The following is a 15263-nucleotide window of genomic DNA, read 5'->3' as shown; positions in this document are numbered from 1 at the left end:
AAGGGTGACTGCGCTGACACTCAGCGCGCGGTCAGACCCATTGAAGCAAGCGCCTCGATCAGGCGGCTCATCTCATCATCCGTGCCGATCGTGATGCGAAGCCAGTCGCGTATGCGGGGGGCACTCAGCTGCCGGACGATGATGTGGCGCTCCCGAAGCCCGGCCAGCAGATCGCCAGCCTTGTGCGCGGGATGGTGCACCAGAACGAAATTGGCACAGGAGGGCAGAATGTCAAAGCCCAACCCGCTCATGGCCTGCACAAACCTGTCGCGGCTCGCCATAACCCTCCCGGTGGTCGAGGCCAGCCAGGCCGTATCGGCAATGGCGGCAGAGGCCCCGGCCTGGGCAAGGCGGCTGAGCGGATAGGAATTGAAGCTGTCCTTGACCCGGATCAGTCCCTCAATCAGGTCGGGGTGGCCTATGGCATAGCCAACCCGCAGCCCCGCGAGAGCACGCGACTTCGAAAGAGTTTGCACAACCAGCAGATTGTCATGCTCCCGGGTGAGGGACACAGCAGACTCGGCGCCAAAATCGACATAGGCTTCGTCGATGATGATCGTGCGGTCAGGCTGCAGCGTCGCAAGGCGTGAGATCGCCTCGAGTGACAGGGCGTGCCCGGTATTGGCGTTAGGATTGGCAATCGCGATTCCGCCGCACGGGATGGCATAATCCTCGATGTCGATCTCGAAGCGCTTGTTAAGCGGTATTTCCTGATAGGGCTGACCGAACAGGCCGCAATAGACGGGATAGAACCCATAACTCACATCGGCAAAAAGCATGGGCGCTTCCGGTGCGACCAGCGCCCGGAAGGCATGGGCCAGCACTTCGTCAGACCCGTTACCGACAAAAACGCGTTCCGGCACCGTGTCATAGACCGACGCGATGGTCTGGCGCAGATCACGGGCTGTTGGGTCCGGATAAAGCCGCAGGCTATCGTTGCAGCCTTCCTGCATAACGCTCAGCGCAGCCGGGCTCGGTCCATAGGGAAGCTCATTGGTGTTGAGCTTCAGGATATCAGTAAAATGCGGCTGCTCGCCCGGGATATAGGGGTGCAGATCCGCAACCAGCGGGTTCCAGAACCGGCTCATGAGAAATCCGCTTCGCTTGAGGTGAAAAGATGGCTCTGGCCATGCGATTCCGCGATATCGAGCACAGACAGGCCTTCTGCATCACGATGGGCGGGATTGGCGCCCTTCGAGAGCAGAAACCGCACCATATCCTGACGACCGAACATGACGGCAAACATGAGCGGCGTGCGGCCCAGATGGCTGGGTATATCGAGACTGGCGCCTGCGCTGACGAGCAGTTCGGCCACGGCAAGATGCCCCTTGAAGGCGACCCCCGACAGGGCTGTCGCACCTTTTGCATCCTGCATGTCAGGGTTGGCGCCGCGTTCGAGAAGCAGCGCCGTCGCGGGCAGGACGCCATTATAGGCCGCTACGATCAAAGCCGTGTAGCCGCGGCTGTCCTGTGCATCGACGGCCATGCCTGCATCGAGAAATTGCGTCAGCATGTCGGTGTCGTCCACGCGGGCGGCATCGATGAAAAGCGCGGTGATCTGTTCTGGCGAAAAACTGCCTGCCGGCATCATCTCGGTCATCGTGGGGTGGAGACTCTCATTCCTGAACTGGCGCGGTCACAGGGATCGCGGAGGGAAATCATAGCCGAGCCCCGGTCGATCCGAAAGAAGCCCTGTAGATTTAGATGGCTCGTGTCCTATGGTGACTCGTCCTTAGACATTGCGCCCGTTGCGCGCCTTGCGAGGAAGTCGGACAACGCAGCGAGCCTGTTTGGGTCGGCCGATGGGCAGGGGGCTAAGGGCTGCTATCCATCAGATGAACCGTTGCCAATGGTGGGCTCGCTTATGTCTTGCCGTCGCTCCATAGCTGATGGTTGTTGTCTGCTCTAGAGCCATCTGGAGGTCGTACGGAGCGTCTCAAAGGTCATCGGGTGTCGATGCGAGGCAGCCCGAGATAAAGCGCCTCGAGCCGTTGACCATCATCGTTCCAGGAGCAGAAGCAGGCGGTATCTATACCGGGCGACCGGGCGCTTCAGAGGGTAGACGAACACCTTGGTGCATGACCCTGCTGACGCAGGGTGCGCCCAAGGGGGCGCCATCACGGGAGCGAGGATCGCAACGCCTTATTATTCCTTTGCCCTGATGATGCCCCCGACCCGTAAACGCGTGAATGGACTGGCACTTTCCCGGCGCTATGCATGTTGATCGTCACAAGAAGGTGGTCTGGCTGGAATTCGCGTTTGCGGGAAATGGATGATGGGGAGTTCTCCAACCAAGTGCGCGTCGGGGCGAAACGTTGAAGGGGCTGGCGGCGCGAGAGGCAAGCCGAGGCAGTCAGTCAAAGCGCCTACTATCCGGTTACCTCAGGGCAGAACGAACTGTGTGCGAAGCATGGGGTTTCACGGTAGCCCGGCCGGCAGTGCCCTCTGCGAGGCAAGCGAGACAGATGGGCGTCAGGTTCGTGAGCCGCTCCGTCTTGATTTCACCGCTTATTGTATCACTCAATATGAAGATCGTGTGACAATCCCGGCGGACTACCGACATGCCCCGGACGGGCCGTCGGGCGGGGAAAAGCGATAAGAGGCGGGTTCACAGCAACTCCATCTACTCGAGTGCGACCCCAGTTGAGACCGTTGCGCGACAAATCCTGCAAATTTTCGTGTAGTCGAGCAGTCGTGATGGTTTTGGCTCTAGCACAATGTGGGCAATGGGCGTTTTATGCGCAACGCAATGTATTGCCTGGCCGGTAGGCTTCAGTCTGGTTTCAATGCTGTCGGGAATTTGAGGCAATATGTGCAGTCCAGCGGAACATCGCGCTGACCAGGGCGTATGGTCAGGGTGTTTGGAAACCGCCTCCCCACGGTGCGCCGTGCAAGGTGAGGGTGGTCGCTGACTCTGCATGGTCGCCGATACGAAAAGGATCCCCGATGGGGTTGTCTCGGACAGCAAACCGGTCTTGAACATTGGTGTCTGTCCGGCTGATGGTTTTCCATCGCAGAGAGTTAATTCGGAGGTCGATTTTTGATGCGTTCTTGTAGCAACCCGTCCGCGTTCGGCGCGGAAACCGGTGGAGCGGCCGGCGCCAGTGTCTCTGACATCGCGCAGCTGAGCATCAACACCATCCGCACCCTGTCGATGGATGGTGTGGAAAAGGCCGACTCAGGCCATCCGGGAACGGCCATGGCGCTGGCTCCTGTCATGTACACCCTCTGGCAGAATGACCTGAAATACGATCCTGCTGATCCGCTGTGGCCTGGCCGCGACCGTTTCGTGCTGTCCGTCGGTCATGCGTCGATGCTGCTGTATTCGACGATCTACCTGACCGGCATCCGCGATGTGGTGAAGGACAAGGTTCTCGACAGCCCGTCGCTGACCCTCGAAGATCTCAAGCAGTTCCGTCAGCTGAATTCCAAGACCCCTGGTCATCCGGAATTCCGCCACACCTCCGGCGTCGAGACCACCACCGGCCCGCTGGGTCAGGGCTGTGGCAACTCCGTCGGTATGGCAATGGCTGAGAAGTATCTCGCTGCCCATTACAACCGCCCCGGCTTCGATCTGTTCGACTACCACACCTATGTGTTCTGTGGCGACGGCGACATGATGGAAGGCGTTTCGTCCGAAGCAGCTTCGATGGCGGGTCACCTGGGTCTGGGCAACCTGATCTGGCTGTATGACTCCAACCAGATTTCGATCGAAGGTTCGACCGATCTCGCCTTCACGGAAAACGTGGCTGAGCGTTTCCGCGCCTATAAGTGGCACGTGGTGACGGTCAATGATGTCAATGACATCGCTGCTGTCAGCAAGGCTCTTGAGGAAGCCCGTTCGGTCAAGGATCGTCCGAGCCTCATCGTGATGCACACGGTGATCGGTTTCGGTGCGCCCAAGAAGGCCGGTACGGCCTCTGCCCATGGCGAGCCGCTTGGCGAAGAAGAAATCGCTGGTGCCAAGAAGGCCTATCACTGGCCCTGGACCGATGCTTTCCATGTGCCGGAAGGCGTTCTGGAGCATTTCCAGGAAGGTCTTGGCAAGCGCGGTGCCAAGGCACGTGCGGAATGGCATGCGCTGTTCGATCGCTACACCAGCGAATATCCGAAGGAAGCCGCCGAGCTGCGCGCGATCTTCGAGCGTCGTCTGCCGGAAGGCTGGGACAAGGATATTCCGGTTTGGGAAGCCGACGCGAAGGGTGTTGCCTCGCGCGCCAGCTCGGGCAAGCTGATCAACGCCGTCGCCAAGAACATCCCCTGGATGATCGGTGGTTCGGCTGACCTTTCGCCCTCGACCAAGACGAACCTGACCTTCGAGGGCGCTGGTTCGTTCCAGCCGCCGCAGTGGGGTGGTACTTATGGCGGCCGCAATGTCCATTTCGGCATTCGCGAACACGCCATGGGGTCGATCTGCAACGGTATGGCGCTGGCTGGCCTGCGCACCTACGGTTCGGGCTTCCTGATCTTCTCGGATTACATGAAGGCCCCGATCCGTCTGTCGGCTCTTATGGAGCTGCCGGTCATCTACATCTTCACCCATGACTCCATCGGTGTTGGTGAAGACGGTCCGACACATCAGCCGATCGAGCAGCTGGCCCAGCTGCGCGCCACACCCGGTATCATGACCATTCGTCCCGGCGACGCCAACGAAGTGTCTGAAGCATGGCGCACCCTGATCCCGCAGACGCACAAGCCTGCCGTGCTCGTTCTGAGCCGCCAGAACCTGCCGACGCTGGATCGCAGCAAATATGCTTCCGCCGCTGGCGTGGCAAAGGGCGCTTATGTCCTGGCAAGCTGTGAAGGCAAGCCGGATGTCATCCTGATGGCATCGGGCTCGGAAGTCTCGCTGGTGGTTGATGCCTATGAGAAGCTGACGGCAGAAGGCATCAAGGCCCGCGTCGTTTCCTTCCCGTCCTTCGACCTCTTCGAGGAGCAGGACCAGGCCTACAAGGACAGTGTGCTGCCGCCGGACGTCAAGGGACGTGTGGCCGTTGAACAGGCTGCCGCTTTCGGGTGGGATCGTTACACCGGTATCGGCGGTTCGATCATCGCGATGAACAGCTTCGGCGCCTCAGCACCGCTCAAGAGCCTTCTCACCAAGTTCGGCTTCACGCCGGAGAAGGTTTACGACGCGGCCCGCGAGCAGGCTGCCCGCAAGTAAGACGACTACCGGGGCCTGACCGCTTCCTCGGCGGTCGGGCCTTTCGGGGCCCTAGCGTGCTTTGGCCCCCTCAATTTGAGGTCAGGGTCGGAAGGCCGACCTGAGCTGAGACGGGTGTCCACAGGGAACCCGTCAGGTGGACAGACAGGAGTACGTCATGGACGTCGAACAGAAGCAGGGTGCCGCCACGAGCGGGAACCCGCTGCGTGACCTTTCCAAATTTGGCCAGTCACCCTGGCTGGACTTCATCCAGAGATCATACACTGCCGATGGCAGCCTGCAGAAGCTGGTGGACGAAGACGGCCTGCGTGGCGTCACTTCCAATCCCGCCATCTTCGAAAAGGCCATGGGGTATGGCACGGATTACGACGCCCAGATCAAGGATCTGCTGGCGAAGGAAATCCTCTCCCCCGGTGAGCTCTACGAGAAACTCGCTATCACCGACATCAAGGCAACTGCCAAGGTCATGCACCCGGTATTCGTGCAGACCAAGGGCCTCGATGGTTATGTGAGCCTTGAGGTTTCGCCTTATCTCGCTTTCGACACCAAGGCCACGGCTGACGAAGCCCGCCGTCTGTGGGATGCCGTGAGCGAAGAAAACCTGATGATCAAGATTCCGGGCACGCCTGAGGGTGTTCCGGCATTCCAGGAAGTCACTTCGGAAGGCATCAGCGTCAACGTCACGCTTCTTTTCTCGCTCGAAGCCTACAAGAACGTTCTCGAAGCCTATATCAAGGGCCTTGAGATCCGTCATGCAGCGGGCAAGGATATCAGCAAGATCGCCAGCGTAGCGTCGTTCTTCGTGTCGCGCATCGACGGCAAGATCGATGGTGCTATCGATCGCCGCGTGAAGGAAGGCGACAAGGATGCCGAGGCGCTGAAGGCTCTGCGTGGCAAGGTTGCCATCGCGAACGCCAAGGTTGCCTATCAGCATTATCTCGAAGTGACCGCTTCCGAGCGCTGGAAGAAGCTGGCCGCCGCGGGTGCGCAGCCGCAGCGTCTGCTCTGGGCTTCGACCGGCACCAAGGACAAGACCTTCTCGGACGTTCTTTATGTCGAAGAGCTGATCGGTGAGGACACGGTCAACACCATCCCGCCCGCAACCTTCGATGCCTTCCGTGATCATGGCAAGCTGCGCGCCAGCCTGACCGAAAACGTGGAAGATGCCTTCAAGGTGCTCGAGCAGCAGGCCAAGCTCGGCCTCGACCTCGATGGCGTCACCAAGACCCTTGTAACAGAAGGCTGCGCTTCGTTCTGCGACGCTTTCGACCAGCTGCTTGGGGCGGTAGCAAACAAGCAGGCCACGTTTCTCGGGTCCAAACTGATCGAGCAGAAGGCCGAACTTCCGGCCGATCTGAAAGCCGCCTCCGACGCGGTTCTCGAAGACTGGCGCAAGACCGGCAAGGGCCGCAAGCTCTGGGCCAAGGACGCCTCTGTCTGGACTGGCGGTGACGAAGCCAGCTGGCTGAAATGGCTCGATATCGTCGATGAGCGTCTGGCTCACGTCGCCGAGCTCGAAGCCTTCGCCAGCGAAGTCAAGGCCAAGGGCTTCAGCGATGTGCTGCTGCTCGGTATGGGCGGTTCGAGCCTCGGTCCGGAAGTGATTTCGGAAACCTTCGGCCAGATCGCAGGCTTCCCCAAGCTGCACGTGCTCGACAGCACGGACCCGCAGCAGGTGAAGACGTACGAGAATGCTGTCGACCTGAAGAACACGCTTTTCATCGTCTCGTCCAAGTCGGGCGGCACGCTCGAGCCGAACATCCTGAAGGCCTACTTCTTCGCCGCTGCCGAAAAGGCGCTCGGCTCGGCCCCCGGCAAGCATTTCGTTGCCGTGACCGATCCCGGCTCGCATATGGAGCAGGTGGCAAAGGGCGATGGCTTCTGGAAGATCTTCTACGGTGAGAAGCAGATTGGTGGCCGGTTCTCCGTGCTGTCCAATTTCGGTCTCGTCCCCGCAGCAGCCGCTGGTCTGAACGTTCGCGCGTTCCTCGAATCGGCTCTACGTTCCGTAAAGGGCGCTTCGGCCAGCACCCCGCCGGCGCAGAACACGGCGCTTCAGCTTGGTGCCATCCTTGGCGCGGCCGCGACGAAGTTTGGTCGTGACAAGGTGACGATCATCGCTTCGCCTGCGATTTATGACCTTGGCGCTTGGCTTGAGCAGCTTCTGGCTGAATCGACCGGCAAGAAGGGCACTGGCCTGATCCCGATTGATGACGAGACCCTCGGTGCGCCGAGCGTCTACGGCAAGGATCGCGTCTTCGCCTATCTGCGCCTGACCGATGCGCCTTGCCTGAACCAGGAAAAGGCCATTGCCGCTCTTGTTGCCGCCGGTGAGCCGGTTGTGACGATCGACCTGGCTGACAAGCTCGATATCGCCCAGGCGTTCTTCCATTGGGAATATGCTACGGCTGTTGCAGGCTCGGTGCTGGCAATCGATCCGTTCGATCAGCCGGATGTCGAGTTCAGCAAGATCGAGACCAAGAAGCTCACGACCGCCTTCAACGAGACGGGCAAGCTTCCGGCCGAGACGCCGTTTGCAACCTCGGGTGCGTTCGAGTTCTTCGCTGACGACACCAATGCCAAGGCATTGGGCGGTGGCGATGCGCTGGCAATCCTGAAGGCGCATTTCGGTCGCGTGAAGGCTGGCGACTACGTGGGTGTTCTCGCCTATGTGGAGCGTGATCTGAAGACGCGCGAGTGGATCCAGAACGTTCGCCTTAACCTGCGTGACCAGCTCAAGGTCGCAACGGCAGCCGAATTCGGCCCGCGCTTCCTGCATTCGACCGGCCAGGCCTATAAGGGCGGCCCTGATAGCGGCGTGTTCCTCCAGATCACGGCCGATGATCATGCTGATCTCGCCGTGCCGGGTGAACGCTTCACGTTCAGTGTGGTGAAGGCAGCTCAGGCACGCGGCGATTTCGACGTGCTGTCCGAGCGTGGCCGTCGCGCCCTGCGTGTGCATATCAAGGGATCGCTTGAAGCTGGCCTCGCCGAACTGGCGACGGTCATCAAGAAAGCCGTCTGAGACTGACGCAATCCGCCCCGCTCCAACGGGGCGGATTGTTTTTTGACGTGGTAGTTAGAGGGCACAGGAAAACTGTGCAGGAGTTTTAGAGATGCAAATCGGTATTGTTGGCCTTGGCCGTATGGGCGGCAACATTGCGGTGCGCCTGACCCGTCATGGTCATGACGTCGTGCTGTTCGACCGCACGCCTGAAGTTGTGACCAAGACGTTCGACCGTGCCGAGAAGGGCCGTGCGATCGCCGCGAACTCGGTGGCCGATCTGGTCAGCAAGCTTTCGGCAGAGCGCAAGATCGTCTGGGTCATGCTGCCGGCCGGTGAGATCACCGAAGCCTGCGTGCAGGAACTGCGCGGCCTGCTCGGCAAGGACGACATCGTGATCGATGGTGGCAACAGCTACTATAAGGACGATGTCCGTCGCGCTCATGAGCTGATGGAAAAGGGCATCCACTACATCGACGTCGGCACGTCGGGCGGTGTCTGGGGCCTCGATCGCGGCTATTGCATGATGTACGGCGGCACCAAGGATTCGGCCGATCATATCGATCCGATCCTGAAGGCTTTGGCACCGGGCAAGGGCGACGTCGTGCGCACCATCGGTCGCGACCGTGAAGGCCTCGATCCGCGCGCTGAGGAAGGCTATCTGCATTGCGGCCCGGCCGGCTCGGGTCACTTCGTCAAGATGGTCCATAACGGCATCGAATACGGCATGATGCAGGCTTTCGCTGAAGGCTTCGACGTCATGAAGTCGAAGAATTCGCCGGTCCTGCAGGAAGACCAGCGCTTCGACCTGAACATGGCCGATATCGCTGAAGTCTGGCGTCGCGGCAGCGTCGTGTCGTCCTGGCTGCTCGACCTGACCGCCGACGCACTCGCCAAGAACGAATCCCTCTCCGAGTTCTCGGGCGAAGTGGCCGATTCCGGTGAAGGTCGCTGGACGATCGAAGCGGCCATCGAGGAATCGGTGCCGGTTCCGGTCATGACGGCCTCGCTCTTTACGCGCTTCCGCTCGCGTTCGGGCAACAACTACGCAGAGAAGATCCTCTCTGCCATGCGCTTTGGTTTCGGCGGCCACGTCGAGAAGAAGTGACATGACGGGCCGGGACCTTCTCTGGTCCCGGCCCTTTTTTTTTCTCTAAGCTGTCTGCCTGAATGCCAGCGGGAGTTCGAATGCTCCCGCTCGCACTCCGGCTTTCCGATTATCGACTAAAAAGGTTTGGCATATGGTCGACGTTTCCGCTTCAGCACATGCGGCATTGTCCAATAACGAGACAACGCGTGGGGTTCGCCAGGCGCCTCCAGGGTCCATGGTCATTTTCGGCGGTGGTGGCGATCTGACCAAACGTCTTCTCGTCCCTGCTATCTATAATCTGGACTCCGCCGGTCTTCTCAGTGAGGATTTCTCGATCATCGTGGTCGACTGGGCCGAGATGACGACAGAAGGGCTGCTCGAGCAGCTCAAGGGCGCACTGGATGACTTCGTCAGCAAGCGTGGGACCAACGCCACGACGCTGCGTCAGGATGTGTGGAACCGCCTTTCGCAGAGCATCACCTATCTACGTGGCTCCTTTGAGGAGCTCTCGACCTTCGAGGCCCTCAAGGAACGTCTCGGTGAGCGTTCTGCCGTGTTCTACCTCGCAGTTGCTGCAAGGTTCTTCGGTCCGATCGTCGATCTTCTGGGTGAGTCGGGGCTGGCCGAGCAGACCGACACAATCTCCCGCCGCGTGATCATCGAAAAGCCGTTCGGTGCGGATCTGGAATCAGCCAAGGCGCTGAATGCCCGTCTGCTGCGCTCGCTCGACGAAAACCAGATCTATCGTATTGATCATTATCTCGGCAAGGAAACGGTCCAGAACATCCTGGCCCTGCGCTTTTCCAACGGCTTTTTCGAGCCGCTCTGGAACCGTCAGAATATCGACCATGTGCAGATCACGGCGGCGGAAACCGTTGGTGTCGAACGCCGCGGTCGCTTCTACGAAAGCACGGGTGCCATTCGTGACATGGTACCAAACCATCTGATGCAGCTTCTCTCCATGGTCGCCATGGAAGCCCCGACCTCCTTCGATGCCGAGGCCGTGCGCGATGAGAAGGCCAAGGTGCTGAGTGCCATCCAGCCCATCGACCTCTCTCAGGTCGTGCGCGGTCAGTATGTCAGCGGCTCTTTCGGCGTGGGTGATGAGGCTGAGGCGCTTCGCGGTTATCGCGAGGAGCCCGATGTCGCGATGGGTAGCCAGACAGAAACCTATGTTGCGATGAAGCTGCGTATCGATAACTGGCGCTGGGCTGGCGTGCCATTCTATCTGCGCACTGGCAAGCGTCTACGTCGTCGCAAGACCGAAATTGCCATTCACTTCAAGCAGGCACCCTTTGCGCTGTTCCGCGATACGCCGGTGGACAAGCTCACCCCCAATATCATGGTGCTGCATATCCAGCCGACTGAAGGCGTGACCATGCAGTTTTCGGCCAAGGTGCCGGGTCCTTCGGTCCGCCTCGGTGGCGTACGCATGAAGTTCGACTATTCCGACTGGTTCAGCGAGGGGCCGAGTACCGGCTATGAAACGCTCATTTATGACTGCATGATTGGCGACCAGACGCTTTATCAGCGCGCCGATACCATCGAAGAAGGCTGGCGCATTGTGGAGCCTGCCTTCACGCAGAACATCGCTGACAAGTCCCCGCTCTGCTTCTATCCGGGCGGACTGGACGGACCGCGTGAAGCCGATGAGCTGCTCGCGCGTTCTGGCCGTCGCTGGCTTGATCTGAACAACTAAGATCGTTGGAAAAACGACAGGAGACCATATGACAATCGAACTGGATGCCATTCACGATGCTCTCCCGCCCGAGGCATCCAGAATTCGGCTTGTTGTCTCCGATATCGACGGCACGCTGATCGGCCCTGACAAATCCCTGGCACCGTCGACACTCTCGGCCGCGCAGGATCTGGCTAAGGCCGGGATTGCCCTGTGTCTGGTCAGCTCCCGTTCGGCAGAAGGTATTTTGCGCTACCATCGGGAATTGTCGCTCCAGACGCCTTTCGGGGCGCTCAATGGTGGTCTGATTGTCAGCCCGGACGACGAGATTCTTTCTCACCTCGTCCTGCCCGAAAGCTGCGTGGTCTCGGCCTGTGATACCTTGTCGGTTCACAAAATCGATACTTGGCTGTTTCGTGACCATGACTGGCTGATCCGCGATCCGGGCGCCTATTATGTAGCCCATGAACGCAAATCAGTCGGTATCGAGCCCGTTGTCGTTCCCGACTTCCGGCCCTACATGGCCGGTGTCGGCAAGATCATGGCGGCCAGTAGCAATTTTGCGCTTCTGCAGCGTATGGAAATCGAGATCGGGGCCATGCTCAAGGGGCAGGCCAGTGTGCACCGGTCGTCGGATTATTACCTCGATATCACGCACAAGGATGCCAATAAGGGCTTCGCAGCCCGTGCTCTGGCAGACCGGCTCGGCATACCCATGAGTGAGGTTGCCTGCATTGGGGACATGTCCAATGATGTCCCGATGCTCAGCATTGCCGGGCTCGGCATCGCAATGGGAAATGCCAGCGAGGAAGTCAGCGCCCATGCCCATGTAACGACAGGGCGAAACGACGCAGATGGCTGGGCGCAGGCCATGCGTGAGTACGTTCTCCCTCGCGCACCGGGCGCGGCCTGAGGCGCGGGCCTGAAGGTGGGATGTCGTGCGGCATTGCGGCGCGACGGCCCTGCGAAAGGCCCCCTGAAAGCCCTAGAAGAAGGAATGAGACAGATGAGTGGACATGATGTGACCTCGGCCCGGCTCGTGGTTCTGGAAGATGGTGAGGCCGTTGCCCGCAAGATGGCGCAATGGCTTCTTGACCAGGCGCTCGCAAAGAAAGACGGCCCGTTCGTTGTCGCGCTCTCGGGTGGCTCGACCCCCAAGCGCCTGTTCAAGATCATGGCTGAGCCGGCTTATGCAGCCCAGTTTCCGTGGCGTCGTACCCAGATCTTCTTTGGTGATGACAGGCATGTGCCCTTCACCCATGAAGACAGCAATTTCCGCATGACAAGCGAAATCCTGATCGATCAGGTCGACCTGCCGCCCGAGAACGTTCATCCCATCCCGGCCGATGGCACACCGGAGCATGATGCGGCTCTTTATCAGGCCGCTTTGGTGGATGTTTATGGCAGCCATCACCTCATCCCAGGGCGTCCGCTTTTCGATGTGGTCATGCTGGGCATGGGCCCCGACGGTCACACGGCATCGCTTTTTCCGCGTCAGCCTATCCTGCAGGAGCGCGAGAAATGGGTGGCGGCCTGCACACCGGACAACGCACCGCATGACCGCGTGTCACTGACCTACACAGCCATCCATTCCAGCCGCGCTGTCGTGTTCCTGATCGAAGGAGCAGGCAAGGCCGAGATGCTCGCCCGAGTGCGGGCCGGCGATGCCTCGTTGCCGTCTTCGCATATCACGTCAGAAGGTGAGGTCGTGTTTCTTACGGACAAGGCAGCTGCCGGAGATCTGGCAAATGGCTGATCTCAGCGCACAGGATGCCGCAGCACGTGTCGCCGAGCTGAAACGAGAGGCTGCGACCCACGCCATTGCCTATATCGAAGATGGCATGGCCGTCGGTCTTGGCACAGGCAGCACCGCAAAGTTCATGATTGACGCGCTCGGAGAGCGCGTCCGTCGTGAAGGTTTGAAGATACGCGCAATTCCGACCTCCGAGGCCAGCGCGGCCCAGGCCCAGAGCCTGAACATCCCCATCACCAATTTTGCCGATGATCCGTATCTCGATGTCGCCATTGATGGCGCCGACGAGGTTCAGACCGGCTCGCTGTTCCTCATCAAGGGGCGCGGCGGTGCGTTGCTGCGTGAGAAGATCGTGGCGGTCTCGGCGCGCAAGTTCATCGTGATCGTTGATGAGAGCAAGATCGTGACGGATCTTGGCACCCATATGCCTGTGCCCGTCGAAATCATCCCCTGGGGCTGGGAGCGTGTCGAGAACCTGCTGCGTCAGACGGGTGCCAAGAGTTGCATACCGCGTCGTAATGAGGACGGGTCGCTCTACATGACCGACAACCACAACATCATCATCGATTGCGATTACGAGCGCATAGAAAATCCGCGTGGCCTGGCGGACCGCATCATCTCGATCACGGGTGTGGTTGATCATGGGCTGTTTCTGGACATCACCACCGAAGTGCTGGTGGCGGGCGTGTCCGGTTTGCAGAGGCTCAAGGCATGAGCGCCGCGCATAACCCTGCCGCCGATCGTGCGGCGCCCGGGCTTTTTGTCGTCATGGGGGTATCGGGCTGCGGCAAGACAACCGTAGCACAGGGGCTTGCCGATCATTTTGGGTGGCCGTTTCAGGAGGGGGATGACCTTCACCCGCCGGCCAATGTCGCCAAGATGCATAGCGGCATCCCACTTGATGACTCAGACCGTGCGCCGTGGCTCAAGATCTGCCACGAATGGCTCCGTGATCATGCGGCAACCGGGGGCGTTCTGACCTGCTCGGCCCTCAAGCGCAAGTACCGCGACACCCTGCGTAGCGGGTTGAATGTCACCTTCGTCTATCTCGAGACCAGCGAGCGCACGATTGCCGAGCGCCTGAAGCATCGGATAGGCCATTTCATGCCGCCATCGCTGCTGCCCAGCCAGCTTGCCACGCTTGAGCCGCCAGGCCCGGATGAGAATGTGGTGACTGTGGATAGTGCGGGTACGCCAGAGATCGTCATGGCAAAGCTGATCGCTTCATTGAAATCCAAGGCCGGCTAGGCTTTTCTTCAACATCCGGATCGATTCACGCGCGGTTTGTGGATCGATCCAAAGAGCCTGCCATCAGATTCTATTCAAGCTCGTAAACAGCTTATGCACAGGCTGATCCGCAGAGTTGTTCCTCGAATCTGGGGATAACTTCTGCCCGCTTTCACGCGTCATGGAGTGGTGGACCGGCTTGATGCGGAATTCCGCCCTATTTCCCTCCCAGCCTGACATTAGGCCACGTTGCTGGTGGCGATTTGCCCAAATCCGGGCAGAGAGATGGCAGGTGATATGAGTTCTTCCGAGCGAGCCCTACGGTTACTTTCCTTATCCGGCGTCTTTCTGACCCTCGCCCTCCTGCCTGGTTGCAAACACCGTCACATCATGCAGCGCGAAGAGGAGTCTCCTCCATCGCCCATGGCGGTCATGGCCCCCGCACCGGCAATGAACCTGCGTTTTCTCAAGCATGGTGTCAGTCAACGGGCCGGGCAGGCGTTCATGGCCTACGAGCACCGACTGGACCTTACTGTCCCCGATCATCTTGTCGGTGCCCATCTGGATGCAGCGCGCGCGGCCTGCACGGTGGCGGTATCATGCGAACTCGTTTCGTCGAATGAGAATACGGAGGAACTGGGGCAGGGCGTATCGCAACATTCGGCCCGTATTGCCGTACGATTGCCCCATGATCGTGTTGAGGTCTTTATCAAAGCCGCTTCATCGCCCCTGCCGGGCGAGGAGAGCCGTCATATCGTCACGCGTGCAGCGACGACGAGCGAGACCGACCTGCAAAATGACGTCATGGATGTGGATCGGCGTCTGGCGCAGATGACGGCCTACCGCGACAGGCTCGAAGCCCTCGAGGCCCAGAGTGCCGGCCGTACCGACGACCTGATCAAGGTCGCCAAGGAACTCTCTGAAGTACAATCCTCGCTTGAAGATGCACAGAAGGAAAAGAACGGCCTCTCCCGCCGCATTGATACCGAGAGGGTCGATGTCAGCTTCGAGGGCGCGAGGGCAACGTCCACACCTGTCCGACAGAGATGGAACGAGAGCACACAGATTTTCATGGAGACACTGGGCGACGTCTGGTTTTTCCTGATTCAGGCCGTGGTCTGGGCTCCTCTGGTCCTTGTCGGCCTCCTGCTGGTTCGTCGTGCGATACGCAAAGGCTGGTTCAGACGCGACTAGGGATCAGCGTTCGCTGGCTCAGCTTAAAGTGAGCCGGCGAACCCTTGCAGCTGCGATGCGTCAGAACCGATATCAAAGATTAAAAATTCTGTAATCGGTGAAGGGTTCGCTCTGTGCATTCATTTTCCGACCGGTCGCATCGGGCAGACAGCG

Annotated in this window: 11 protein-coding genes; 9 read left to right on the top strand and 2 right to left on the bottom strand. The window is 59.7% G+C overall.

Annotation, left to right across the window (positions count from 1 at the left end):
• Window positions 1-20 precede the first annotated feature (20 nt).
• Together ED655_RS11515 and ED655_RS11510 are read right to left on the bottom strand one after the other, a co-directional pair.
• On the bottom strand, window positions 21-1088 hold the full coding sequence (locus tag ED655_RS11515; RefSeq protein WP_122050253.1) for a pyridoxal phosphate-dependent aminotransferase: 1068 nt from the start codon (window positions 1086-1088) through the stop codon (window positions 21-23).
• Window positions 1085-1600: an ankyrin repeat domain-containing protein gene (locus tag ED655_RS11510; RefSeq protein WP_122039834.1), complete on the bottom strand. Its 516-nt coding sequence runs from the start codon at window positions 1598-1600 to the stop codon at window positions 1085-1087. The genes ED655_RS11515 and ED655_RS11510 overlap by 4 nt, the downstream gene beginning before the upstream one ends.
• 1443 nt (window positions 1601-3043) lie before the next feature.
• On the opposite strand from ED655_RS11510, the gene tkt reads away from it, so the two are divergent.
• From tkt to ED655_RS11465, 9 genes are all read left to right on the top strand, one after another.
• Window positions 3044-5164 carry a transketolase gene (gene tkt / locus ED655_RS11505; RefSeq protein WP_023978566.1) on the top strand — a complete coding sequence of 707 codons (2121 nt, stop codon included), beginning with the start codon at window positions 3044-3046 and terminating at the stop codon, window positions 5162-5164.
• Window positions 5165-5321: 157 nt separating this feature from the next.
• Window positions 5322-8189 (top strand): bifunctional transaldolase/phosoglucose isomerase, encoded by a 2868-nt coding sequence (locus tag ED655_RS11500; protein WP_122050252.1) that lies wholly within the window; start codon window positions 5322-5324, stop codon window positions 8187-8189.
• A gap of 91 nt (window positions 8190-8280) precedes the next feature.
• On the top strand, window positions 8281-9276 hold the full coding sequence (gene gnd, locus ED655_RS11495; RefSeq protein ID WP_023978565.1) for a phosphogluconate dehydrogenase (NAD(+)-dependent, decarboxylating): 996 nt from the start codon (window positions 8281-8283) through the stop codon (window positions 9274-9276).
• A 133-nt stretch (window positions 9277-9409) separates the two neighbouring features.
• Entirely contained in the window at window positions 9410-10957 is a 1548-nt protein-coding gene (gene zwf / locus ED655_RS11490) for a glucose-6-phosphate dehydrogenase (RefSeq protein ID WP_122050251.1), read from the top strand.
• A gap of 28 nt (window positions 10958-10985) precedes the next feature.
• On the top strand, window positions 10986-11849 hold the full coding sequence (locus tag ED655_RS11485; RefSeq protein WP_122050250.1) for a Cof-type HAD-IIB family hydrolase: 864 nt from the start codon (window positions 10986-10988) through the stop codon (window positions 11847-11849).
• A gap of 93 nt (window positions 11850-11942) precedes the next feature.
• Window positions 11943-12692: a 6-phosphogluconolactonase gene (pgl, locus tag ED655_RS11480; RefSeq protein ID WP_062164971.1), complete on the top strand. Its 750-nt coding sequence runs from the start codon at window positions 11943-11945 to the stop codon at window positions 12690-12692.
• Window positions 12685-13404: a ribose-5-phosphate isomerase RpiA gene (rpiA, locus tag ED655_RS11475; protein ID WP_062164970.1), complete on the top strand. Its 720-nt coding sequence runs from the start codon at window positions 12685-12687 to the stop codon at window positions 13402-13404. Before pgl ends, rpiA begins: the two co-directional genes overlap by 8 nt.
• Entirely contained in the window at window positions 13401-13937 is a 537-nt protein-coding gene (locus ED655_RS11470; RefSeq protein ID WP_122050249.1) for a gluconokinase, read from the top strand. Before rpiA ends, ED655_RS11470 begins: the two co-directional genes overlap by 4 nt.
• A gap of 276 nt (window positions 13938-14213) precedes the next feature.
• Window positions 14214-15110: a DUF4349 domain-containing protein gene (locus ED655_RS11465; protein WP_162993497.1), complete on the top strand. Its 897-nt coding sequence runs from the start codon at window positions 14214-14216 to the stop codon at window positions 15108-15110.
• Window positions 15111-15263 lie beyond the last annotated feature (153 nt).

The sequence above is a fragment of the Asaia bogorensis genome, assembly GCF_900465345.1.
In the GTDB taxonomy this organism is placed as follows: domain Bacteria; phylum Pseudomonadota; class Alphaproteobacteria; order Acetobacterales; family Acetobacteraceae; genus Asaia; species Asaia bogorensis_A.
The sequence above is the reverse complement of the archived record's forward strand: the minus strand, read 5'-3'. Positions and strand labels throughout refer to the sequence as shown.

Coding starts and splice junctions, on each gene's coding strand:
- ED655_RS11510 (WP_122039834.1), bottom strand. CDS start 1,600: ATGACCGAGATGATGCCGGCAGGCAGTTTTTCGCCAGAACAGATCACC.
- zwf (WP_122050251.1), top strand. CDS start 9,410: ATGGTCGACGTTTCCGCTTCAGCACATGCGGCATTGTCCAATAACGAG.
- ED655_RS11515 (WP_122050253.1), bottom strand. CDS start 1,088: ATGAGCCGGTTCTGGAACCCGCTGGTTGCGGATCTGCACCCCTATATC.
- pgl (WP_062164971.1), top strand. CDS start 11,943: ATGAGTGGACATGATGTGACCTCGGCCCGGCTCGTGGTTCTGGAAGAT.
- ED655_RS11485 (WP_122050250.1), top strand. CDS start 10,986: ATGACAATCGAACTGGATGCCATTCACGATGCTCTCCCGCCCGAGGCA.
- ED655_RS11500 (WP_122050252.1), top strand. CDS start 5,322: ATGGACGTCGAACAGAAGCAGGGTGCCGCCACGAGCGGGAACCCGCTG.
- gnd (WP_023978565.1), top strand. CDS start 8,281: ATGCAAATCGGTATTGTTGGCCTTGGCCGTATGGGCGGCAACATTGCG.
- rpiA (WP_062164970.1), top strand. CDS start 12,685: ATGGCTGATCTCAGCGCACAGGATGCCGCAGCACGTGTCGCCGAGCTG.
- ED655_RS11470 (WP_122050249.1), top strand. CDS start 13,401: ATGAGCGCCGCGCATAACCCTGCCGCCGATCGTGCGGCGCCCGGGCTT.
- tkt (WP_023978566.1), top strand. CDS start 3,044: ATGCGTTCTTGTAGCAACCCGTCCGCGTTCGGCGCGGAAACCGGTGGA.
- ED655_RS11465 (WP_162993497.1), top strand. CDS start 14,214: ATGAGTTCTTCCGAGCGAGCCCTACGGTTACTTTCCTTATCCGGCGTC.